Below are 24,030 nucleotides of genomic sequence, written 5' to 3' on the forward strand. Positions count from 1 at the left end.
ATTTTCTTAGCTCAGACGGCCATGGCACTGTTTGTATTTTTTACCGGAACCGCAAGGGCACAGATCGTTACGACCCACTTTACGATCGCCGGTTTGTGCCGCCAGCTCTTCTGCCGCAGCAGAATCATCATCTTTGTGGCTCAGCTGCTGCATCTGCGCTAAACGCTCAGCATCTTCGCGACGCTGCTGCTCCATCGCTTCTACTTCTTCAGGCATACGCACCTGAACTTTGCTCAGGGTGCTGATCACTTCGTACTTCAGTGATTCCAGCATTGATGCAAACATAGAGAAGGATTCGCGTTTATATTCCTGCTTCGGATCTTTTTGCGCATAACCACGCAGGTGGATACCCTGACGCAGATAGTCCATCGCCGCAAGGTGCTCTTTCCACAAGGAGTCGAGAGTTTGCAGCATCACGCCTTTTTCGAAGTGACGCATCATCTCTGCGCCCACAACATCTTCTTTACGCTGATAAACTTCTACGGCGTTTGCCAGAATACGTTCGCGCAGCGTTTCTTCGTGCAGCTCAGGCTCTTTATCCAGCCACTCTGAAATCGGCATCTCGAGGTCGAAATCGTTTTTCAAACGTTCCTGCAGACCCGGAATATCCCACATTTCTTCCAGGGACTGCGGCGGAATATACGCATCAATGGTGGCTTTGAAGACATCTTCGCGAATGCTGTTGATGGTTTCGCTAACGTCGGACACATCCAGCAGTTCATTACGCTGGCTGTAGATGGCACGACGCTGATCGTTGGCAACGTCATCGTATTCCAACAGCTGTTTACGAATATCGAAGTTGCGGCTTTCTACTTTACGCTGCGCGTTAGCAATCGCTTTGGTTACCCATGGATGTTCAATCGCTTCACCTGGCTTCATACCCAATTTACGCATCATGCCAGACACGCGGTCGGAGGCAAAAATACGCATCAGCGCATCTTCCATCGACAGGTAGAAACGAGAAGAACCCGCATCCCCCTGACGACCGGAACGGCCACGCAGCTGGTTATCGATACGGCGAGATTCATGACGTTCGGTACCAATGATGTGCAAACCACCGGAGGCCAACACCGCGTCGTGACGCACCTGCCAGTCAGCTTTAATCTGTGCGATTTGTTCTTCTGTCGGATTTTCCAGCTCGGCGACTTCTGCCTGCCAGCTACCGCCCAGCACGATATCCGTACCACGACCCGCCATGTTAGTGGCAATGGTCACGGCTGAAGGATAGCCCGCCTGTGCGACGATTGCTGCTTCGTTAGCGTGGAACTTGGCGTTCAGCACGTTATGTTTGATGCCTGCCTTGGTCAGCTCGTTAGAGACCACTTCAGATTTTTCAATGGAGATAGTCCCCACCAGCACCGGCTGACCATTCGCGGTACGCTCTTTAATATCTTCGATAATGGCCTGAATTTTTTCCGCTTCGGTCATGTACACCAGATCCGGTAAATCCTTACGGATCATCGGACGGTTAGTTGGTACAACTACGGTATCCAGCTTGTAGATGGAGCTAAATTCAAAGGCTTCGGTATCTGCTGTACCGGTCATACCGGCCAGTTTTTCGTACAAACGGAAGTAGTTCTGGAAGGTAATAGATGCCAGCGTCTGGTTCTCGTTCTGGATCTCTACGCCTTCTTTAGCTTCAACAGCCTGGTGCAGACCATCGGACCAGCGACGCCCCTGCATGGTACGGCCGGTGTGTTCATCAACGATGATAACTTCGCCGTCTTTCACGATGTAGTCAACATCGCGGGTAAACAGCACGTGCGCACGCAGTGCGGCAGTCACGTGGTGCATCAGCATAATGTTGCCCGGAGAGTACAACGACTCGCCTTCATCCATAATGCCTTCTTTCACCAGCAGTTCTTCAATCAGAACCAGACCACGTTCGGTAAGGTTAACCTGGCGCGATTTCTCATCGACAGAGAAGTGGCCTTCGCCCTGGAATGTGTCAGAATCTTCCTTCTCCTGACGGATCAGGTTTGGAATGATTTTGTTCACTTTCTTGTACATTTCCGAGCTATCTTCAGCCGGGCCGGAAATGATCAGCGGAGTACGTGCTTCATCGATCAGGATGGAGTCGACTTCATCGACCAGCGCATAATGCAGTTTACGCTGAACGCGCTCTTCCGGGCTAAACGCCATGTTGTCGCGCAGGTAGTCAAAGCCGTATTCGTTGTTGGTACCGTAAGTAATATCGGCGTTGTAGGCTTCACGCTTGGCTGGCGCTGGCAGGCCAGACATGTTGATACCAACGGTCATGCCGAGGAATTCAAACAGCGGGCGGTTATTTTCGGCATCACGCTGAGCCAGGTAGTCGTTCACAGTAACCACGTGTACGCCCTTCCCGCTTAATGCATTCAGGTAGGCTGGCAGCGTCGCGGTCAGGGTTTTACCTTCACCAGTACGCATTTCCGCGATGCAGCGATCGTTAAGCACCATACCGCCCAGCAGCTGAACGTCGAAGTGGCGCATACCGAACACGCGTTTACTCGCTTCACGCACCACTGCGAACGCTTCCGGGATCAGGCTCTCAACGCTGGCACCTTTTTCCAGACGGGCGCGGAATTCAGCGGTCTTCGCTTTCAGTTCATCATCGGAGAGTTTTTCCATCTCCGGTTCCATCGCGTTGATGACATTGACCACTTTACGCATACGACGCAGCGTACGCTCGTTACGGCTACCGAATACTTTGGTTAATAATTTGATTAGCATAATAAAATCTCAAACGCCCCGCGATGCGGAGTCAAAAATTATAAGTTGGAAGGTTCTTTTTTAGCTGAGGCGTTGAGGACCAGCGCGGATACCCTGCAGCTGGCTGATCCAGACCGGAACGCTAAACGCGGCCTGAGAAGTAAAGTGGGCGTATGTCACGCGACTTACTGTCGCGGGCGGAGTGCCTTCTTGCGTCAGCATCGCGCTGAGCGTATTCAGTAACGCAAGATGGTGCGCCTGGATTGGCAACGGCTCTTCGGCAACAGGCAACGCCTGAGGCGCCATGGCAAAAGAAAGATGGCGGATAACCGTACGAATGGCATGTTGATGCCAGTAATCGACAGTAAAATTCGGGCGACGGTTAGTGGCTTCCAGCAAAGCAAGCTGGCTAAAGTTAACCTTAGCGGATTGATCGTGGTTGCTGGCGGTCGCTTTCGCGGGCGTATTCGGTTCAGCGGCATTACCGATCGCGGGCAGGCCAAAACTTGCCGCGACCATCCCTAATAAGAGATGCGGCCAGAAGTACCGTCTGCCTAACTGTCGCCAACGCGTCAGTATTCCACTCACGTTTTTGCCACCTGATATACCCTGCATTTGGGGTTACGAATGCAAAACATTTTTTTTGCGCACGAATCTTATCATTAAAGCGCGCACTCCACAGCAGTAATGACAGCAAGCCGTGGTTAAATATGCTTAAGAAAGCAGCTATCGCGCTGTATTTTAATCTGACAGCGGGAAAAAAGTCGCATCGAAAAAGACGGTGAGCTATCGGAGGATAAAAAAAAACGACTGGCTCACCTGGCCGGAGAGAGTGCCAGATTGACCAGTCGAATTTATACGACAGATATACACTTCATCCTTCAAGCTGCCTCTTTGTTGGCTACCTTCTCTCACCCCAGTCACGTACTGGTCGTACGTTCCTGAGGATTCGCTCAGTTGCCGCTTTGATGCAACTTGAATGATTTTGTGTATAGTTATTATGCCAGTACAGTCGAAGGTGCTTTGAACGCCAGAGGCAGTTCTGCGTCGTCCTGGAAGGTCACATATTCCCAGGCTTCCTGTTTTGCCAGGACCGCCTGCAACAGTTTGTTATTCAATGCATGACCGGATTTATACGCGGTAAATGCACCAATAATGTTGTGACCACACATGAACAAGTCACCAATCGCGTCGAGCATTTTGTGACGAACGAATTCATCTTCAAAACGCAGGCCGTCTTCGTTCAGTACGCGATAATCGTCAACAACGATGGCACAATCGAAGCTGCCGCCCAGGGCCAGGCCACGGGACTGCAGATACTCGATATCACGCATGAAGCCGAAAGTACGCGCACGGCTGATCTGGCGCATGAACGCATCAGCAGAGAAGTTCATCGCATAGCGCTGCGTGCTGGCATCAATCGCCGGATGGTTAAAGTCGATGGTAAAATCCAACGAGAAACCATTAAACGGCTTGAATTCAGCCCACTTGTCGCCATCTTCGACGCGAACGGTCTCTTTGATGCGGACAAATTTCTTCGCACTGTTCAGTTCTTCAATACCTGCGTCAAGCAGCAGGTAGACGAATGGAGCAGCACTACCATCCATGATCGGGATTTCCGGGGCGTTAACTTCAATAACGATGTTATCGATACCTAAGCCCGCCAGAGCAGCATTCAGGTGCTCTACGGTTGAAATCCGCACATCATGCTCATTGACCAGACACGTACAGAGCATGGTATCACGCACAGATTTGGCATCGGCCGGGAAATCTACCGGAGGATTCAAGTCGGTGCGACGATAGATGACCCCGGTGTTGGCCGGCGCAGGGCGTAATGTCAGGGTGACTTTTTTGCCGGTATGTAAACCGACACCAGTCGCCTGAACGATACGTTTAAGAGTCCTTTGTTTGATCATCGTATAATCTCGCCAAATTACCTATCCAACCGAAGTGTACTATACATTCGGTGGACCAGTTTAGCACAAAGAGCCACAATTCCCAAATTCCAGCTAATTCTTAATCAGCTTGCTTACGCAGGAATGCAGGGATATCCAGATAATCCGGCTCTTTAGTGGTTTGCGGCGTATTGTCGTTAACCACTTTCGCTACCGGCTTCTGCTCTTGCGTCAACGGCGCCATACCGTGCTGCTGGTAACGATCCATGACCGGCTGCTGTACCTGCTTGTTGGTTACCAGAGTGATTTCAGGACGCTTGTCCATACCAATTCCAGTCGCAACAACGGTTACGCGCAGTTCGTCGTTCATATCCGGGTCCAGAGAGGTACCGATTACCACGGTCGCGTTATCCGATGCAAAGGCACGGATGGTGTTACCCACGGTTTCAAACTCATCCAGACGCAGGTCGAAGCCCGCAGTAATGTTAACCAGCACGCCACGCGCGCCAGACAGATCGATATCTTCCAGCAGAGGTGAAGAGATAGCCATTTCAGCCGCTTCTTCAGCGCGATCTTCACCGCTCGCCACGCCAGAACCCATCATCGCATAGCCCATTTCGGACATCACGGTGCGCACGTCTGCAAAGTCGACGTTCATCAGGCCCGGACGCGTAATCAGTTCAGCGATACCCTGGACTGCGCCTTTCAGCACATCATTCGCTGCGCCAAACGCATCCAGCAGGGAGATACCGCGACCCAGCACTTTCAGCAGTTTGTCGTTCGGAATAGTAATTAGAGAGTCCACATGTTTGGACAACTCGGTGATACCCTGCTCCGCAAATGCCATACGCTTCTTGCCTTCAAAGTTGAAAGGCTTAGTCACGACAGCAACGGTCAGAATACCTAAATCTTTTGCTACTTCAGCAACCACTGGCGCTGCACCGGTCCCGGTCCCGCCGCCCATGCCTGCTGCGATGAACACCATGTCTGCGCCGTCAAGCGCTGCACGCAGAGCTTCACGGTCTTCGTCTGCCGCATTGCGACCGACTTCCGGGTTTGCACCCGCGCCCAGACCCTTGGTGATGCCGCTACCAATCTGAATGGTCTGTCCAACCGCCGTTTTACGCAACGCCTGGGCGTCGGTATTCACCGCGAAGAATTCAACACCTTCGATGCGCTCGCGCACCATGTGTTCAACGGCATTACCGCCGCCGCCGCCGACGCCGATGACTTTAATCACCGCGTCATTGGTCAGTTCCATAGGTTCAAACATAGTTTCTCTCTCCGTTTTACACTTTATCCTTCAAGCCGCCTCTTTGTTGGCTGCCTTCACTCACTCCCGTCACATAGTAAACTATGTTCCAGGAGATTCGCTCAGTTGCCGTCGCGATGCAACTTGAATGACGTTGTGTATGTGCCTGTCGCCTGAGGCCGTAATTATTGCCGGCCTCATAAAAATTAAAACTCTTTTCGCAGCCAACTATTGAGTCGTTTAATCCACGAGCCAACTGATGCCGTTACACGTTTTTCAACTTCAGCTTCACCACTTAAATGGGATTCTTTCCCGTAATGAAGCAACCCCACTGCCGTTGAATAATACGGCTCCTGGGCATAATCTGTCAGACCGGTAATATTGAGCGGCGCACCAATACGCACCTGCGTATGAAACACGCGCTGAGCGCAGGCCGCAAGACCTTCAATTTGCGCAGCACCACCGGTTAACACAATCCCCGCCGCCAGATGATGTTTCACACCCTGCTGGCGAAGTTGTTCCTGTAATTGTAAAATTTCTTCGTTGACCAGGTTAAGCAGCTCGGTATAACGCGGCTCAATGACCTCAGCCAGAGTCTGACGTTGCAGACTGCGTGGTGGACGACCACCGACGCTTGGCACTTCAACGCTCTCATCTTTACCAACGATAGAACCCAGCGCACAACCATGACGCACTTTGATGGCTTCAGCATCGCTCGGCGGCGTACCAAAGGCATACGCGATATCGCTGGTGACCACATTCCCTGCATAAGGGATTACTTTGGTATGGCGCAACGCCCCGCCAGTATAAACGGCGATGTCCATTGTACCACCACCAATATCGACCACGCAGACACCCAGCTCACGTTCGTCTTCCGTTAACACGGAATAACTGGCTGCCAACCCGGCAAATATCAGTTGGTCAACTTTCAGGCCACAGCGTTCAACGGCTTTGACGATGTTCTTCGCCATGTCGTTGTGGCAGGTAATCAGATGTACTTTCGCCTGCATACGCACGCCGGAAAGACCGACCGGATTTTTAATGCCTTCCTGGTAGTCAATGGCGTATTCCTGTGGAATAACGTGCAGTACACGATGTTCATCGCGCACACGTACGGATTTTGCCGTATGCACAACATTTTCCACATCTTCCTGGGTCACTTCCTCTTCGGAAATGGGCACCATACCAATTTCATTCTGACAGCTAATATGTTTACCGGAAAGCGCCAGATACACTGAGGAAATCTGGCAATCTGCCATCAGTTCAGCCTGGTCAATGGCACGCTGTACGCATTTCACCACTGACTCAAGGTCATTCACCCCACCTTTATCCATACCTCGCGATGGGCAACTGCCCACGCCAATGATATTGACCATACCGTCGGGCAGAACTTCCCCTACTAAAGCGGCTACCTTCGCGGTGCCAATCTCCAGTCCAACTACCAGTTTTCTGTCCGTCGCCTTGATCATTGTTGTTCTGCCTGTGCCTGATTCTGTTGCTGATTAGATTCCTCAGGAGGCAAGGGAACCCAGCCTACTGCCGCTCCTGAGTCATAACGCAAATCAACGTAGCTAATCCGTTTGCCATCGGTTTGCGCCTGCTGCTGTAAAACCGGGTAGAGTTCCACAAAGCGAGCCAAACGTTTTATCGTATCGCCCCTGCCAAGATTGAGCTTAATATCGTTATTAAGCGTTAACTGCCAGGAACGACGAGCGGTCATCGCCGCTTCCTTCAGGGTGAATCTATCCTTAGCCAGCACCTGCCCCATATCGCGGAACCCTTGCAACACTTCACTCGCGCTACCTTCCGGACCGTACAACATGGGTAATACCTGCTTATTGGCCCGACCGGTTGGGACGCTGAATGTATTGCCATCGGCATCCACCATATGTTGGTCATTCCAACGCGCTATTGGCACATATTCAACCAGATGAATCTTCAATTCATCAGGCCACTGCTTTCTGACACTCGCCTGCTTAATCCAGGGAAGGCGTTCAATCTGACTCTGAATGATGTTCACATCCTGAGTCATAAAGGTTCCCGGAGCGCCCAGCGCCAGGATGGACTGACGGATATCGTCATTGCGCGTGTAATGTCGCTCACCGGTCAATACCAGCTTCGACAATGGCAAACGCTGCGCATCTTCCATCCATCCCAACACGACCCAGCCGCTGACAAACACGGTGCACAGCACTGTCAGCAGGAACAGTATTCCTGCAAGACGCGTTCCATTATTGCGGCGTGAGGAGTTTACTTCTTCTTCATCACCGTTTCGCGTGTTCAGCGCAGCCTGCGACATATCAGTCCGCCAACGCCAGAATTCGAACCACCAACTGCGAGAAGCTCAGGCCCGCCTGACGTGCCGCCATCGGCACCAGACTGTGGCTGGTCATACCCGGAGAGGTATTCGCTTCCAGCAGATAAAACTGGCCATCGCTGTCCAGCATGACGTCAATACGGCCCCAGCCTTTACAGCCCAATGCGTTCCACGCATTCAGGACTAACGCCTGTAATTCGGCCTCCTGGCCAACTTCCAGACCTGCAGGGCAGAAATATTGTGTCTCATCAGACAGATACTTCGCCTCATAATCATAGAAGGTTCCCGCGGGTTGGATACGTATTGACGGTAAAATTTCTTCGCCGAGTATCGCAACTGTGAATTCTGGCCCACTGAGCCATTTTTCAATCAGTACTTCTTCATCATGCTGAAAAGCCAATGCTAATGCAGTTTGCAAAGCATTTTCTTCTTCAACTTTTGACATCCCGACGCTGGAACCTTCACGGCTTGGCTTCACAATCAACGGCAAGCCTAACGCAGAAACTCTCGTAACCACTTCATCGCTAAGTCCTTTTTCAAACTCAGCACGGGTCAATGCCACCCATGGCGCAACGGGCAATCCAGCCCCCTGCCACAGCAGCTTGCTGCGCAGCTTGTCCATTGAGATAGCCGATGCCATAACGCCGCTACCGGTATACGGCAGGCCGATCTGCTCCAGCATGCCCTGCAACGTACCATCTTCACCGCCGCGACCGTGCAGAGCAATAAACACCTTCTGAAAACCCATTGATTTCAGAAGAGTGACATCAACCTCTTTCGGGTCAACCGGATGGGCATCTACACCACCTTCACGCAGCCCGGCGAGTACAGCCGCGCCAGAATTCAGCGACACTTCTCGTTCTGCGGAGGTGCCCCCTAACAGGACCGCGATTTTATCAGCCATGTTGTTCCTCCTCCGGGTTTTGCGGCTTCAGTTTGATTTCAGCTAAGGAACGCGCGATTTTGCCGATATTTCCAGCGCCCTGCACCAAAATCAGATCGTTGCCGGTTAATACCGGCGCCAGCATGTCTGCCACCTGAGCCGGATCGGATACCAGAATCGGGTCGATCTTACCGCGACCACGGATCGTACGGCACAGCGAGCGGCTGTCGGCCCCCGGAATCGCGGCTTCACCCGCGGCGTATACATCCAGCATCAACAGCGCATCGACCTGGGTCAGCACGTTGGCAAAGTCGTCATACAGATCGCGCGTACGCGTGAAGCGGTGCGGCTGGAACAGCATCACCAAATTTTTGTCCGGCCAACCTGCGCGTGCGGCTTTGATCGTGGCGTCCACTTCCGTTGGGTGATGGCCATAGTCATCGACCAGCATCGCAGTTCCGGCTTTCCCGTTCACCGGCTCAAGCGGGAACTCGCCGAGGAAGTCAAAACGACGCCCGGTCCCCTGGAAACTTTCCAGCGCGCGTAAAATAGCCTCGTCTTCAATGCCTTCTTCTGTTGCAACTGCCACCGCCGCCGCCGCGTTCAGCGCATTGTGACGGCCCGGTGCGTTCAATGTCACACGTAAATCGGCCATCCCCTGACGCAGCAGCGTGAAGTGCCCTTGTGGGCCGATCTGTTGATAATCTTCTACGCGAACGTCAGCATCATCGCTGAAACCATAGGTCGTGGTCTGACGGCCAACTCGCGGTAACAGCTCGCGAATAACCGGATCGTCAACGCACATCACCGCACGGCCATAAAACGGCAAGTTATGCAGGAAATTAATAAACGTCTGCTTTAAATTTTCGAAATCGCCATGGTAGGTATCCATATGGTCAGCTTCGATATTGGTGACAATCGCCACCATCGGCTGCAAATGCAGGAACGACGCGTCGCTCTCATCCGCTTCGGCAATCAAATAACGGCTATGACCCAGACGAGCATGGACGCCTGCTGCTTTCACCAAACCGCCGTTGACGAAAGTCGGATCCAGACCCGCTTCCGCATAGATGCTGGAGACCATCGCCGTGGTCGTGGTTTTACCGTGGGTCCCGGCAATGGCGATACCGTGACGAAAACGCATCAACTCTGCCAGCATCTCCGCACGGCGGATCACCGGGATACGCGCTTCATGGGCCGCAACAATTTCCGGGTTATCCGCAGAAATAGCGCTGGACACCACCACCACGCTCGCATCACGCACGTTTTCCGGGCGATGATTAAAGAAAATCGTGGCGCCCAGATTCGTCAACTGCTGCGTCACCGGATTCGGTGCTAAGTCAGAACCGCTGATCTGATAACCTTCATTGGCCAAAACTTCGGCAATACCGCCCATACCGGCACCACCGATGCCGACAAAGTGGATGTGCCGAACGCGACGCATTTCGGGCACGATGGAACGCAGTTTTGCCAGTTGTTGTGTATTCATTCTTTAGCCATTAACTTCTCAGTTCATGCGATGCAAAAGGCATCACAACAATTACACCCGGGCAGCCCGGCTCACTTCAGTTGCAACACGCTCTGTGGCATCCGGTATGGATGCGGCGCGCGCACGTTCTGCCATGGTTAATAAGGTTTCTCGCGACCACCCGGCAAGGGTGCTGGCGACGGCATCCACAGTAAACTGCGGCTGCTCAAGAATTTTGGCAGCGCCCGCTTTCTCCAGCGGCAGCGCATTCCAGTACTGCTGTCTGTCTTTGTGCTGGAACGGCACAAACAACGCCGGCAAACCTGCGGCAGCAATCTCGCTCACCGTCAGCGCGCCTGAGCGACAGACCACAACATCCGCCCACGCGTAGGCTGCCGCCATATCATCAATAAATTCAGTGACCTTGTGTTGCGGTTGTCCCGCATCGGCATAAGCCTGCTCAACGGTTTGCTGCGCGCCTTTACCGCTCTGATGCCAGATAGTCACTGCGTCGCCAAGTTTTGCGGCGACCTGAGGCATCGTCTGGTTCAGCACGCGCGCGCCCTGCGAACCTCCGACAACCAGCACGCGCACCGGACCTTCACGCCCAGCCAAACGTTCTTCGGGTAACGGCAGTGCAAGGACATCAGTACGCACTGGATTCCCCACCACGTCCGCATTCGGGAAAGCACCAGGGAAGGCCTGCATCACCTTCGTCGCGATCTTCGCCAACCATTTGTTGGTTAATCCCGCAATACCGTTCTGCTCATGCAGAACTACCGGAATGCCTAATGACCAGGCCGCCAGACCGCCAGGGCCGGACACGTAGCCGCCCATACCCAGCACCACATCAGGCTTAAACTGCTTCATGATGGCGCGCGCCTGACGCCAGGCATTAAAAATACGCACGGGGGCGGCAAGCAGCGCGTTAACACCTTTGCCACGCAAACCGGAGATGCGAATAAAGTCAATTTCAATGCCGTGTTTCGGCACTAAGTCCGCTTCCATACGATCGGCGGTGCCCAGCCAACGAACCTGCCAGCCCTGGGCCATTAAATGGTGCGCAACCGCCAGCCCCGGGAAGACATGTCCACCGGTACCGCCCGCCATCACCATTAACCGCTTCGGTTGACCACTCATCGTGCACCTCGTGTAAACGCCTGGGCTTTTTCCAGACGCGTTTCATAATCAATACGTAACAAAAACATGATGGCTGTCGACATGATCAACAAACTTGAACCACCATAACTGATCAACGGCAACGTCAGACCTTTCGTTGGCAGCATACCCGCCGCCGCGCCGACGTTTACCAGCGCCTGGAAGCTAAACCAAATCCCGATGGAGCAGGCTAAGAAACCTGAAAAACGGTGGTCAATTTCCAGCGCCTTACGACCGATCGACATCGCGCGAAAAGCGACGAAGAATACCATTAAAAGTGCCAATACCACACCGATATAACCCAGCTCCTCCCCAATGATGGCGAAGATGAAGTCGGTGTGCGCTTCAGGTAAATACTCCAGTTTTTGTACTGAATTACCCAATCCCTGGCCCCACACTTCACCGCGACCAAAAGCCATCAGAGACTGTGTCAGCTGATAGCCGCTGCCAAACGGATCTTCCCACGGGTTCCAGAAGGAAGTTACGCGGCGAATACGATACGGCTCGGCAAGGATCAGCAGTACGACCGCCGAAATCCCCATGCCGATGATGGCGATGAATTGCCACAATTTGGCGCCAGCCAAAAATAGCATCGCCAACGTGGTAACAAACAGCACCACCACCGTACCGAGATCAGGCTGCGCCAGCAGTAAAATAGCCAGCACCAGGATCACGCCCATCGGTTTTAAGAAGCCGCGCAGGTTGTTACGCACCTCATCCACTTTACGCACCAGATAATTGGCGAGATAACAGAACAGCGACAGCTTGGTAAATTCCGCAGGCTGAATACGCAGCGGGCCCAACGCAATCCAGCGCGACGCCCCGTTAACGGAGCTACCCACCACCAGTACGATCAGCAGCATGATGATTGAGGCTATCAGCATCGTCGTACTGTACTTTTGCCAGAACTCCATCGGCAGACGCAGCGTCACCATCGCCAGACAAAACGCGAGAAAGATGTACAACGCGTCACGCTTAGCAAACAGGAAAGGATCGCCCGCCAGGCGTTGCCCTACAGGCATCGATGCTGATGTCACCATCACAAAACCAATCGCTGCCAGACCAAAGGTCAGCCACAGCAGCATGCGGTCATACATGATCAGGCTGTCGGCGTCTTTATCACGCGAAGCCATCACCCAGCCTTTAAGTGCCGCGAAGATCCACGCCAGGACACCCAGTCCCGGTACGCGCGGCATTTTCAGACGAGGGAGAGATAAGCGCATCAACCCAACTCCTTCGCCAAACGGGTGAAGACGTCACCACGTTGCTCAAAGTTCTTGAACTGGTCAAGGCTGGCGCAGGCTGGCGACAGCAGCACCATATCGCCCGGCTTCACGCGCGGCGCAAGCAGACGCATAGCCTGCTCCATGGTTTCAGTTTGTTCCGCAACATCAGGTCGCAGAGCGGCGAGTTGCGCGCCATCGCGGCCAAAGCAGTACAGACGAATATTGTTGCCGCTCAGGTAACGTTGCAGCGGCATAAAATCAGCGGATTTTCCGTCGCCGCCCAGCAGCAGGTGCAGCGTGCCGTCAACGTGCAGGCCATTCAGCGCGGCTTCGGTACTGCCCACGTTGGTGGCTTTCGAATCGTTAATCCAGCGTACGCCGTTATGGTTCAGCACCAACTGAAAACGGTGCGCCAGACCGGTAAAGGTGGTCAGTGCTTTCAGGCTCGACGCCCGTGGCAGACCCGCAGCATCCGCCAGCGCCAGCGCTGCCAGGGCGTTGGTATAGTTATGCTGGCCGGTAAGCGTCATCTCTTTCACGTTGAGGACTTTTTCCCCTTTCACTCGCAGCCAGGTTTCGCCCTGCTGACGATTCAGGTGATAGTCCCCCATATTGACGCCAAAGCTCACGCAACGCTCATCTGCACCACGAACCGGCATAGTCAGCGCATCATCGGCGTTGACCACGCATACTTTCGCGTTCTCATAGACGCGCAGTTTGGCTGCACGGTACTGCTGCAGTCCAAACGGATAACGGTCCATATGATCTTCAGTGACGTTCAAAATGGTGGCCGCGACAGCCCGTAAGCTGGAGGTTGTCTCCAGTTGGAAGCTGGACAGTTCCAGAACATACAGTTCACGTTCGTCATCCAGCAGCATCAGCGCAGGCAGGCCAATATTACCGCCAACGCCGACGTTTACTCCGGCCGCTTTCGCCATTTCGCCAACCAGCGTCGTGACGGTGCTTTTACCGTTGGACCCGGTGATCGCGACGATCGGCGCCTGTGCTTCGCGACAAAACAGCTCAATGTCGCCAACAATTTCAATCCCTGCATCAGCAGCGGCGCTCAACGAAGGATGCGCCAGGGCAATACCAGGGCTGGCGACGATGAGATCGGCAGCCAGCAGCCAGTCATCATTCAGGCTGCCAACATGACGCTCAACCGCTTCCGGTAATTTATCCAGGCCAGGCGGCGTTGCGCGGGTATCCATCACACGCGGCGTCACGCCACGCGCCAGAAAGAAATCCACGCAGGACAGCCCGGTCAATCCCAGACCGATAATGACGACTTTTTTACCCTGGTAATCAGCCATGATTAACGTACCTTCAGCGTTGCCAGGCCAATCAGCACCAGCATCAGCGAAATAATCCAGAAGCGCACAATAACGCGCGGTTCCGGCCAGCCCTTCAGTTCATAGTGGTGGTGAATCGGCGCCATACGGAAGATGCGCTGTCCGCGCAGCTTAAAGGAGCCAACCTGCAGAATGACCGACAGCGTTTCCACAACAAATACGCCGCCCATGATTACCAGCAGGAATTCTTGACGCAGCAGCACGGCAATAATGCCCAGCGCGCCACCCAGCGCCAGTGAACCGACGTCGCCCATAAAGACCTGCGCCGGATAGGTGTTAAACCACAGGAAGCCTAAACCTGCGCCGACAATCGCCGTACAGACAATCACCAATTCGCCAGCGTGGCGTAAATAAGGAATGTGCAGATAGTTAGCAAAGTTCATGTTACCGGTCGCCCATGCCACCAGCGCAAAACCGGCGGCCACAAACACGGTCGGCATAATGGCCAGGCCATCCAGGCCGTCGGTAAGGTTTACCGCATTCCCGGTACCGACAATGACGAAGTACGCCAGCAGGATGTAGAACAGCCCCAGTTGCGGCATGACATCTTTAAAGAACGGCACCACCAGTTCAGTTGCCGGGGTGTCTTTTCCTGCCAGATACAGCGCAAACGCGACCCCTAATGCAATGACCGACATCCAGAAATATTTCCAGCGCGCTATCAGGCCTTTGGTGTCTTTACGCACCACTTTGCGGTAGTCATCGACAAAACCGATAATGCCGTAGCCAATCAGCACCACCAGCACGCACCACACGTACGGGTTGGATGGGTAGGCCCACAGCAGCACGGAGATAACAATCGCGGTGAGGATCATGATGCCGCCCATGGTCGGCGTACCACGTTTACTGAAGTGCGATTCCGGACCGTCGTTACGCACGACCTGACCAAATGACATTTTTTGCAAGCGGGCAATCATACGCGGGCCCATCCACAAAGAGATGAACAGCGCGGTCAGCAGGCTGACGATGGCGCGAAACGTCAGATAGGAAAAGACGTTAAAGCCGGAATAATATTTGACCAAATGTTCGGCCAGCCAAACTAACATGTCCCATTCTCCTGTAATGCGCGTACTACCTCTTCCATGGCGGCACTACGTGAACCCTTCACTAAAATCGTCATGATCTGATGTTCTGCAATCAGCGCTTTAAGATGTGCGGTCAGCGCGGTTTTATCCGCAAAATGCTCACCAACGCCGCTGGCATGGCTAATTGCCTGACTCAGTTTCCCTGTACTCAGCACACAGTCGATACCCGCCGCCTTCGCGGCGATACCCACCTGCACGTGACATGCTTCGCTTTCCGCGCCAAGCTCTGCCATATCGCCAACCACCAACACGCGGTAGCCGGGCATTTCGGACAGCACCTGTACCGCTGCGGTCATTGATCCGACGTTAGCGTTATAGGAGTCGTCCAGCAGCAACTGGTTTTCTGCCAGTTGAATCGGGAACAGACGCCCCGGGACCGCTTGCAAATCCTTCAGACCCGCTTTCACTGCTTCGTGCGTCGCGCCTACCGCCATCGCGAGTGCAGCCGCCGCCAGGGCGTTAGCAATGTTATGGCGACCCGGCAGCGGTAGCAGAACATCAATGCTTCCGGTTGGCGTTTGCAACGAAAACTCCGTGCCATGCGAGGTCACATGAACGTTGGTCGCCGAAAAGTCGCTATTGGCCGCATTCGGGGAAAAACGCCAGACTTTGCGATCGCCGATGATGCTTTGCCAGTTCAGCCAGTCGTTGTTGTCGGCATTCATAATGGCGATACCGTTCGCTGACAGGCCGGTAAAAATCTCACCTTTTGCCTTCGCAACGCCCGTCAGAGAGCCGAAGCCTTCCAGGTGCGCGGCGGCCAGGTTGTTCACCAGCGCCGCTTCCGGACGCGTCAGGCCGACGGTCCAGGCGATTTCGCCCTGATGGTTGGCACCGAGTTCAATCACGGCATAGTCGTAATCGTTGTTTAAGCGCAGCAGCGTCATCGGTACACCGATGTCGTTATTCAGGTTGCCCGCGGTATATAGGGTGTTACCACACTGGCTCAGAATGGCAGCCGTCATCTCTTTGACGGACGTTTTACCGGATGAGCCGGTCAGCGCGACAACGCGCGCCGGAACCTGGGCGCGAACCCACGCCGCCAGTTCACCAAACGCCAGACGCGTATCTTTAACAATCACCTGCGGCAGGTTGGTGTCCAACGGGCGGCTGACCAACAGCGCACCAGCCCCGCTCTCTTGCGCTTTGTCTGCAAAATCATGGGCATCAAAGCGTTCGCCTTTCAGCGCCACAAACAGGCAGCCTGGCGTCACTTTACGCGTATCGGTTGTTACGGCATCAAGGGTCAGATCGGCCCCTTTCAATTCGCCACGGAGGATATCCGCCAGTTGGCTGAGCGTTACGCTAATCATGCGATAACCCCCAGCAGACGCGCTGCCGTGACGCGGTCAGAATAATCGAGGCGCTGTGAACCAACGATCTGGTAGTCTTCATGACCTTTACCGGCCACCAGCACCACATCATTTTCTTTCGCCTGCATAATGGCGTTTGTCACCGCTTCTGCGCGACCTTCCATCACCTTCGCCTGTCCGGCATCCAGCATACCCGCCAGAATGTCGTTAATAATGGCGCGCGGCTCTTCGGTACGCGGGTTGTCATCGGTCACCACAACAACATCGGCAAACTGCTCGGCAATTGCGCCCATCAACGGACGTTTGCCTTTATCGCGATCGCCGCCGCAGCCAAAGACGCACCACAGTTTGCCAGTACAGTGCAAACGTGCCGCCTGTAGCGCTTTTTCCAGCGCATCTGGCGTATGGGCGTAATCAACAACCACGGTGGTTTTACCCGGCGCGCTGAACACTTCCATACGCCCGCAAACCGGCTGCAATTGTGTCGCCGTTTTCAGTAAATCAGCTAACGGATACCCCAGCGCCAGCAGCGTTGCCAGCGCCAGCAGCAGATTGCTGACGTTAAACGCCCCCATCAGGCGGCTTTCAATTTCGCCGTCGCCCCATGAGGAAGCAAATCGAATCGTCGCGCCGCTATCGTGATAATCCACGTCAATCGCTTTTAACCAACGACCGTGACAGTTCGGGTTAATGTGGTCTTCCATTGATACGGAAACCGCATCGGGAAGTTTAGCCAGCCAGCGGCGACCGACTTCATCATCCGCATTAACAATGGCCTGCCCGCAATGGTGCGTGGAATACAGCAGCCATTTCGCGGCTTCGTAGTGCTCCATATCGCCGTGATAATCGAGATGGTCACGGCTTAAGTTGGTAAATACTGAGGCCGCAAATTTCAGCGCCGCCACGCGGTGCTGAACCAGACCATGCGATGAAACTTCCATCGCGCCAAAGGTCGCGCCCTGTTCAACCAGACCCGCCAGCACATGCTGAACGTCAACGGCTGAACCAGTAGTATTTTCCGTCGGGATCACTTTACCCAGCAGGCCATTACCTACCGTTCCCATTACCGCACTGGTTTCACCAAGCAGTTGGCTCCACTGTGCCAGCAGTTGGGTGGTGGTGGTTTTACCGTTCGTTCCGGTCACACCGACCAGACGCATTTTTTCAGAAGGCTCGTGGTAAAAACGGCCCGCCAGTGCAGATAAGCGTTCGTTAAGCTGGCTCAGATAGATAACCGGTACACCGTGCATTTCGCGGATTTCACCGTCAGCAGCTTCATCTTTTGCTTCTGCAATAATGGCAGCCACACCTTGCGCTATCGCCTGCGGGATATACCGACGCCCGTCCGCCTGATGACCCAATACTGCGACAAAGAGATCGCCCGATGCAGCCACACGGCTGTCGAGTGTCATCTCTCGCAGTGCTCGCTCCGGTGCACCCGGCACCCATGGAGCAAGAAGGTCGCGCAAATTACGATCTGCCACCTGTTGCCTCGCCTTGATTATTCACAAATTCATTTTTATCGCCCGTTGTCAGCGCATCCGGCTCGATGTTCATGGTGCGCAAAACGCCGCCCATGATGGCACCAAAGACCGGCGCGGAAACGGCGCCACCGTAATATTTACCCGCCTGCGGATCGTTGATAACAACAACCAGCGCGAAGCGCGGCTGACTCGCAGGCGCAACACCTGCGGTATAAGCAATATATTTATTGATGTAGCGGCCATCTGGCCCGACTTTTTTCGCCGTACCGGTTTTAATCGCGATGCGATAGCCTTTAATCGCCGCCTTCACGCCGCCACCGCCCGGCAGCGCCACGCTTTCCATCATGTGCACCACAGTGCGTACGGTCGACTCCGGGAAGATACGCTCGCCCGGAACGGGAGGGTCAACTTTAGTAATCGACAGCGGGCGATAAACGCCATAGCTACCGATAGTTGCGTAGACTCGCGCTAACTGTAACGGGGTTACCATTAGCCCATAGCCGAAAGAGAAGGTGGCCCTCTCTATGTCAGACCACCGTTGTTTTTGAGGATATAAGCCACTGCGTTCTCCGACCAACCCCAAATTGGTCGCTTTTCCCAGCCCAAAACGTGAGTAAGTATCTACTAACGCTGAGGACGGCATCGCTAACGCCAGTTTGGAAACACCGACGTTACTCGACTTCTGCAAAACCCCGGTAAGGGTCAATTCGCTATAACGTGCCACGTCTTTAATTTCGTGACCATTAATTCGGTAAGGAATGGTGTTAAGTACGGTATTTTCACGTACCACGCCACGCTGCAGCGCGGTCATCACCACCATCGGTTTGACGGTAGAACCCGGCTCAAACACGTCGGTAATGGTCCGGTTACGCATCGCGTCTTTCGGCGTACCGGTGAGATTGTTCGGGTTGTAAGACGGGCTGTTCGCCATTGCCAGCACTTCACCGGTGTTCACATCCACCAGGACCGCACTGCCTGACTCCGCCTTGTTGAACGCCACGGCGTTATTCAGTTCACGGTAAACCAGCGCCTGTAAACGCTCATCGATGCTCAGCGCGAGGTTATGTGCCGCCTGGCTGTCGGTAGAGGAGATATCTTCAATGACGCGGCCATAGCGGTCTTTACGTACAATACGTTCACCCGGTTGTCCGGTGAGCCATTTGTCGAAGCTCTTCTCAACGCCTTCAATCCCCTGGCTGTCGACGTTGGTAAAACCAATGAGGTGAGCGGTCACTTCTCCGGAAGGATAGTAACGGCGGGATTCTTCGCGCAGGTGAATGCCTGGCAGCTTCAGCTTCTTGATGTAGTCGGCCATGTCAGGGTTTACCTGACGCGCCAGATAGATAAAGCGCCCTTTCGGGTTGGCGTTAATACGGGAAGCCAGTTGATCAAGCGGGAGGTTCAGCGCAGTCGACAGCGCTCTCCAGCGTTCGCCAACGCTCACGCCGCCTGCGTCATGAACTTCTTTTGGGTCGGCCCAAATCGCCTTCACCGGAACACTCACCGCCAGCGGACGACCTGAGCGGTCGGTAATCATCCCGCGTGATGTAGACACTTCCTGGACGCGCAGAGAACGCATGTCTCCCTGACGCACCAGCATGTCTGGCGCGATGATTTGCAGCCAGGCAACACGCCCCAGCAGAAAACCCAGCGCCAGCAAAATACAGCCGCACAGTAACGCAAAACGCCAACTGACAAAGTTGGCTTGTTCTTCCTGACGTTTTGGTTTGTGCGTTTTTGCCGCTGCTTTCATGCGTCGCGTTTATCCTTATTTTTGTACTACGATATTTTCTTGTGAGGGATCAACATGCTGCATTTGCAGCTTTTCCGTTGCGATCCGTTCAACACGGCTATGATCACCGAGCGCGTTCTCCTCAAGAATCAAGTTACGCCATTCGATATCCAGCGCATCTCGCTCCAGAACCAGCTGCTCACGCTGCGCGGTCAGTAACCGCGTATGGTGTGCGGTTGTCACGACGGTAACCGCCGTCAAAATAATGCAAATGAACAGGCAGAGTGGCAGCTTCCCGTACCGCAAAAGATCGTCACCGATCACGCCAGGCAAAGCATGGCGCTCGTTGCTTCCTATCGATCCTTTAACTTTGCTGAGGGCTTCTGTCACTCTGCTGATCATGCGTTCGTCCTCTCTGCAATACGCAGAACTGAACTACGGGCACGAGGATTCTCAGCTACCTCTTCTTCACCCGGCATCAACTTGCCTAGTGCTCTCAACTCACGACCGCCCAGCTTTTTGATCTGCGCTTCGGTCATCGGTATTCCAGCCGGAACCTGAGGGCCGCGGCTTTGTTCACGCATAAAGCGTTTCACAATGCGATCTTCAAGCGAATGGAAACTGATTATCGAAAGGCGACCACCTGGTGCCAGCACGCTGAGCGAGCTTTTTAGCGCCTGCTCTATCTCCTCCAGTTCACTGTTTACCCAAATGCGCACCGCCTGGAAGGTACGGGTCGCGGGATGTTTGAATTTGTCTTTCACCGGCATTGCCGCTGCAATGACTTCCGCCAGTTCTTTGGTACGGGTCATCGGTTCTATGCGGTTGCGCTCCACGATGGCACGGGCAATACGTTTGCCGAAGCGCTCCTCGCCAAAGGTTTTAATCACCCAGGCAATGTCTGCTTCATCGGCGGTTTGCAGCCATTCGGCCGCTGACTGACCGCGTGTGGGGTCCATACGCATATCTAACGGACCGTCACGCATAAATGAGAATCCGCGCTCAGCGTCATCAAGCTGCGGAGAAGACACGCCAAGATCGAGAAGAATCCCGTCGATCTTGCCGGTAAGTCCACGCTCGGCGACATAATCAGCCAGCGCAGAGAAAGGTCCATGAATGATGGAGAAACGGGGATCGGTAATCGTCTGGGCAACGGCAATAGCCTGCGGATCGCGATCGATGGCCAGTAAACGTCCCTCTTCACCAAGCTGTGAGAGGATCAGACGTGAATGACCACCGCGACCAAATGTCCCGTCAATGTAGATGCCGTCTGGACGAATATTCAGGCCATTTACGGCTTCATCCAGCAACACCGTGGTGTGTTTATAATTTTCCATCATCTTATAGAGACAAGTCCTGCAATCGTTCCGACAGCGCGCCGGTCACAGACTGCTCAGCGTCGATATCTTCCTTGACCTGTTGATACCAGGTCGTTTCATCCCACAGCTCAAACTTATTGAACTGCCCAACCAGCATCACTTCTTTCGTTAACCCTGCGTGTTGCCGCAGAATGGGCGCTATCAATAATCGACCAGCGCTATCCATCTGACATTCGCTGGCATGACCCAACAACAGGCGCTGTACGCGACGCTCAACTGGATTCATGCTCGACAGACGCGATAACTTCTGCTCGATAATTTCCCATTCAGGCAGGGGGTACAGCAGCAGGCACGGGTGATGGATGTCAATGGTGCAAACCATTTGACCGGTAGCGCTCTCAAGCAGTTGATCCCGATAACGGGTAGGCACTGATAAGCGCCCTTTACTGTCGAGATTAACTAACGTTGCTCCCCGGAACATGCCAGTCTCACCCCCAATCACCACTTTATCCCACAAAATCCCACTTAAAGGAGTTTACGGAGCGGAGGAAAACCTTGTCAAGCAAGTCACGGCGCTTAGCGGAGCAAAAAACCCATTGTTTACGGCTAATATCTGCGTTGAACAAATTCCGTACAGCAAACGAAGCAAATTAACGTCATGAATATTTGTAAGAAAAAAATCCAACAACTCATCATTGTTTAAAACAACTCAATATCAACCGAGGAAAATATAAAGTGTCAGTTTGCGACGCGAGCGGCATTTTAGGACAATATGCAGCGAGATAACAGTACCAGTTCATCGGTCTGTACGGCCCGTACGGCCAAGGAAGGTGAGAGATTGCCGCAATTCGGCGGCAAAGTGTTTGTTAATTCGGCAAATCCACACAAGCATGTAACAAAATAATACAAACGTAACGCGCCGTTACGTATCAATAACCCAAAAAAGGATAGTTGCATTTTTAAATTAGGATAATTAAAGAATAAATTTCAGATAATTCTAAAGAATATTCTTAAATAGAATAAGGTTATTTCTGAGAATAAAATATTTGATGGCATCGAAGCATTCTCTCCAATGCCATCAATAGCAACCACTTAGTTACGGCTAAGGATGCCGCGGCGGTACAGATTACGCCGAATGCGCGTTAATCCTGGTTTTGGTTTACGCGGTTCATCAAGGCTTGCAAGGACAATCTCCAGCACACGTTCAGCCACATCTCGGTGGCGCTGTGCCACTGCCAGCACCGGACATTGCAGGAAGTCGAGCAGTTCGTGATCGCCAAACGTGGCAATGGCTAAATCGGATGGCAGTTGCCCATCGCGACGCAATGTCACATCCATCACCCCCTGCAATAGCGCAAATGAGGTGGTGAACAGTGCCTGAGGCATCGGATGTGTTTCCAGCCATTTATCAAACAGCTGCGCTGCTGCCTCCCGCTCATAGCTATTGGCATACAGGAAGTGCACGTCACGAGGATCGTCTTTCCACGCGGTACGGAAACCCTGTTCGCGCAGGAAACTGACCGATAATTCAGGGAGCGCCCCCAGATAGAGCACGGTTTCAGCAGGGAATTTACGCAATTCCTCCGCCAGCATTTCCGCATCATCCTGGTCTGCGCCGACAACACTGGTGAAGTGTTCACGATCCAGCGCACGATCCAGCGCCACAATCGGGAATGAACTGTTCGCCCAGCGCTGATAGAACGGATGTTCCGGCGGTAATGAGGTAGACACAATAATGGCGTCAACCTGACGCTGCAAAAGGTGCTCAATACAGCGCATTTCGTTATCCGGCTGATCTTCAGAGCAGGCAATCAGCAGTTGATACCCACGCTGACGCGCCTGACGTTCCAGGTAGTTTGCAATGCGGGTATAACTCGTATTCTCCAGGTCCGGGATTACTAACCCGATAGAACGTGTGCGTCCAGCACGGAGCCCGGCCGCCACAGCATTAGGGTGGTAATTATGTTCGCGCACCACCGCCATGACTTTTTCGACCGTTTTGTCGCTTACGCGGTATTGCTTTGCTTTGCCATTAATAACGTAGCTTGCAGTAGTTCGCGAAACGCCGGCCAACCGAGCGATTTCATCCAGTTTCACAATTGCCCCTTGCGTAAAATGTACAAACCATAACCTTTAAGATGGCATGGGTTAAATTTATTAACATCTAAGCGCAGAATAATGACTGCGGCAACCGCTTTTGTCTCTGGTTACTGCTGATTTCGCAAAAAAAAGCGCAACAGGTAGCATCAGCGAAAACGGGTACGTTACCTGTAGGCCGGATAAGGCATTTACGCCGCCATCCGGCATGACCTCCACGATGATGCCTGATGGCACTGTGCTTATCAGGCCTACAGTCGGCTATTAACGCATGATTTTATCGCCTCGGGAGAGTCCCACCACGCCGGAACGGGCAACTTCCACAATTTTAGCGACTTCACGCAGCGTTGCCAGAAACGCATCCAGCTTATCGCTGGTGCCCGCCAGTTGTACGGTGTAGATAGACGGCGTAACGTCGATAATTTGCCCACGAAAAATCTCCGTGTTGCGTTTCACCTCTTCCCGGCCATACCCGCTGGCCTGAATTTTCACCAGCATAATTTCTCGTTCAACGTGGGCGCCCTGCCCCAGTTCGCTGACGCGCAGAACGTCCACCAGCTTGTGCAGTTGCTTTTCAATTTGCTCGAGGACCTTTTCATCGCCCACGGTCTGGATCGTCATCCGTGATAAGGTCGGATCGTCAGTCGGCGCGACGGTCAGGCTTTCAATGTTGTAACCACGCTGAGCGAAGAGGCCTATTACGCGCGATAATGCCCCAGACTCGTTTTCCAGTAATACTGATAATATCCGGCGCATAA

At 53.5% G+C, this 24,030-nt stretch carries 20 protein-coding genes; all 20 read right to left on the reverse strand.

Annotated elements, in window-relative coordinates; genetic code table 11:
• Positions 1 to 6: 6 nt before the first annotated feature.
• Complete coding sequence (gene secA / locus HV041_RS16330) at positions 7 to 2,712, reverse strand: preprotein translocase subunit SecA (protein WP_121584203.1); 2,706 nt, start codon at positions 2,710 to 2,712, stop codon at positions 7 to 9.
• Positions 2,713 to 2,772: 60 nt separating this feature from the next.
• Positions 2,773 to 3,279 carry a secA translation cis-regulator SecM gene (gene secM / locus HV041_RS16335; RefSeq protein ID WP_121584202.1) on the reverse strand — a complete coding sequence of 169 codons (507 nt, stop codon included), beginning with the start codon at positions 3,277 to 3,279 and terminating at the stop codon, positions 2,773 to 2,775.
• Between the two features lie 410 nt (positions 3,280 to 3,689).
• Entirely contained in the window at positions 3,690 to 4,607 is a 918-nt protein-coding gene (gene lpxC, locus HV041_RS16340) for a UDP-3-O-acyl-N-acetylglucosamine deacetylase (RefSeq protein ID WP_003018750.1), read from the reverse strand.
• A gap of 100 nt (positions 4,608 to 4,707) precedes the next feature.
• A complete protein-coding gene (ftsZ, locus tag HV041_RS16345; RefSeq protein WP_003018753.1) occupies positions 4,708 to 5,859 on the reverse strand; it encodes a cell division protein FtsZ in 1,152 nt (383 codons plus the stop codon).
• Positions 5,860 to 6,044: 185 nt separating this feature from the next.
• Positions 6,045 to 7,307, reverse strand: a complete 1,263-nt coding sequence (ftsA, locus tag HV041_RS16350) for a cell division protein FtsA (protein ID WP_003018755.1) — start codon at positions 7,305 to 7,307, stop codon at positions 6,045 to 6,047.
• Positions 7,304 to 8,137: a cell division protein FtsQ gene (gene ftsQ / locus HV041_RS16355; protein ID WP_048212692.1), complete on the reverse strand. Its 834-nt coding sequence runs from the start codon at positions 8,135 to 8,137 to the stop codon at positions 7,304 to 7,306. The genes ftsA and ftsQ overlap by 4 nt, the downstream gene beginning before the upstream one ends.
• A 1-nt stretch (position 8,138) precedes the next feature.
• Positions 8,139 to 9,059 carry a D-alanine--D-alanine ligase gene (locus tag HV041_RS16360; RefSeq protein WP_121584201.1) on the reverse strand — a complete coding sequence of 307 codons (921 nt, stop codon included), beginning with the start codon at positions 9,057 to 9,059 and terminating at the stop codon, positions 8,139 to 8,141.
• Positions 9,052 to 10,527 carry a UDP-N-acetylmuramate--L-alanine ligase gene (gene murC / locus HV041_RS16365; RefSeq protein WP_121584200.1) on the reverse strand — a complete coding sequence of 492 codons (1,476 nt, stop codon included), beginning with the start codon at positions 10,525 to 10,527 and terminating at the stop codon, positions 9,052 to 9,054. Before murC ends, HV041_RS16360 begins: the two co-directional genes overlap by 8 nt.
• 51 nt (positions 10,528 to 10,578) lie before the next feature.
• Complete coding sequence (murG, locus tag HV041_RS16370) at positions 10,579 to 11,646, reverse strand: undecaprenyldiphospho-muramoylpentapeptide beta-N-acetylglucosaminyltransferase (RefSeq protein WP_115600968.1); 1,068 nt, start codon at positions 11,644 to 11,646, stop codon at positions 10,579 to 10,581.
• Positions 11,643 to 12,887 carry a cell division protein FtsW gene (gene ftsW, locus HV041_RS16375; RefSeq protein WP_115600969.1) on the reverse strand — a complete coding sequence of 415 codons (1,245 nt, stop codon included), beginning with the start codon at positions 12,885 to 12,887 and terminating at the stop codon, positions 11,643 to 11,645. The genes murG and ftsW overlap by 4 nt, the downstream gene beginning before the upstream one ends.
• The gene (gene murD, locus HV041_RS16380) at positions 12,887 to 14,203 is read right to left on the reverse strand and encodes a UDP-N-acetylmuramoyl-L-alanine--D-glutamate ligase (RefSeq protein ID WP_121584199.1); all 1,317 of its coding nucleotides are present in this window, start codon (positions 14,201 to 14,203) and stop codon (positions 12,887 to 12,889) included. The genes ftsW and murD overlap by 1 nt, the downstream gene beginning before the upstream one ends.
• Positions 14,204 to 14,205: 2 nt before the next feature.
• On the reverse strand, positions 14,206 to 15,288 hold the full coding sequence (gene mraY, locus HV041_RS16385; RefSeq protein WP_005124610.1) for a phospho-N-acetylmuramoyl-pentapeptide-transferase: 1,083 nt from the start codon (positions 15,286 to 15,288) through the stop codon (positions 14,206 to 14,208).
• Positions 15,282 to 16,640, reverse strand: a complete 1,359-nt coding sequence (murF, locus tag HV041_RS16390) for a UDP-N-acetylmuramoyl-tripeptide--D-alanyl-D-alanine ligase (RefSeq protein WP_121584198.1) — start codon at positions 16,638 to 16,640, stop codon at positions 15,282 to 15,284. The genes mraY and murF overlap by 7 nt, the downstream gene beginning before the upstream one ends.
• A complete protein-coding gene (gene murE / locus HV041_RS16395) occupies positions 16,637 to 18,124 on the reverse strand; it encodes a UDP-N-acetylmuramoyl-L-alanyl-D-glutamate--2,6-diaminopimelate ligase (protein WP_121584197.1) in 1,488 nt (495 codons plus the stop codon). Before murE ends, murF begins: the two co-directional genes overlap by 4 nt.
• Positions 18,111 to 19,877 carry a peptidoglycan glycosyltransferase FtsI gene (ftsI, locus tag HV041_RS16400; RefSeq protein ID WP_121584196.1) on the reverse strand — a complete coding sequence of 589 codons (1,767 nt, stop codon included), beginning with the start codon at positions 19,875 to 19,877 and terminating at the stop codon, positions 18,111 to 18,113. The genes murE and ftsI overlap by 14 nt, the downstream gene beginning before the upstream one ends.
• A gap of 15 nt (positions 19,878 to 19,892) precedes the next feature.
• The gene (ftsL, locus tag HV041_RS16405) at positions 19,893 to 20,258 is read right to left on the reverse strand and encodes a cell division protein FtsL (RefSeq protein ID WP_006686695.1); all 366 of its coding nucleotides are present in this window, start codon (positions 20,256 to 20,258) and stop codon (positions 19,893 to 19,895) included.
• On the reverse strand, positions 20,255 to 21,196 hold the full coding sequence (rsmH, locus tag HV041_RS16410; protein ID WP_121584195.1) for a 16S rRNA (cytosine(1402)-N(4))-methyltransferase RsmH: 942 nt from the start codon (positions 21,194 to 21,196) through the stop codon (positions 20,255 to 20,257). Before rsmH ends, ftsL begins: the two co-directional genes overlap by 4 nt.
• Before the next feature lies 1 nt (position 21,197).
• Positions 21,198 to 21,656, reverse strand: a complete 459-nt coding sequence (gene mraZ, locus HV041_RS16415; protein ID WP_005124560.1) for a division/cell wall cluster transcriptional repressor MraZ — start codon at positions 21,654 to 21,656, stop codon at positions 21,198 to 21,200.
• A 611-nt stretch (positions 21,657 to 22,267) separates the two neighbouring features.
• On the reverse strand, positions 22,268 to 23,272 hold the full coding sequence (cra, locus tag HV041_RS16420) for a catabolite repressor/activator (RefSeq protein ID WP_005124558.1): 1,005 nt from the start codon (positions 23,270 to 23,272) through the stop codon (positions 22,268 to 22,270).
• 264 nt (positions 23,273 to 23,536) lie between these two features.
• The gene (gene ilvN / locus HV041_RS16425) at positions 23,537 to 24,028 is read right to left on the reverse strand and encodes an acetolactate synthase small subunit (RefSeq protein WP_003829566.1); all 492 of its coding nucleotides are present in this window, start codon (positions 24,026 to 24,028) and stop codon (positions 23,537 to 23,539) included.
• Positions 24,029 to 24,030: the final 2 nt, after the last annotated feature.

Source organism: Citrobacter sp. RHBSTW-00029 (assembly GCF_014104295.1).
Lineage (GTDB): Bacteria > Pseudomonadota > Gammaproteobacteria > Enterobacterales > Enterobacteriaceae > Citrobacter > Citrobacter youngae.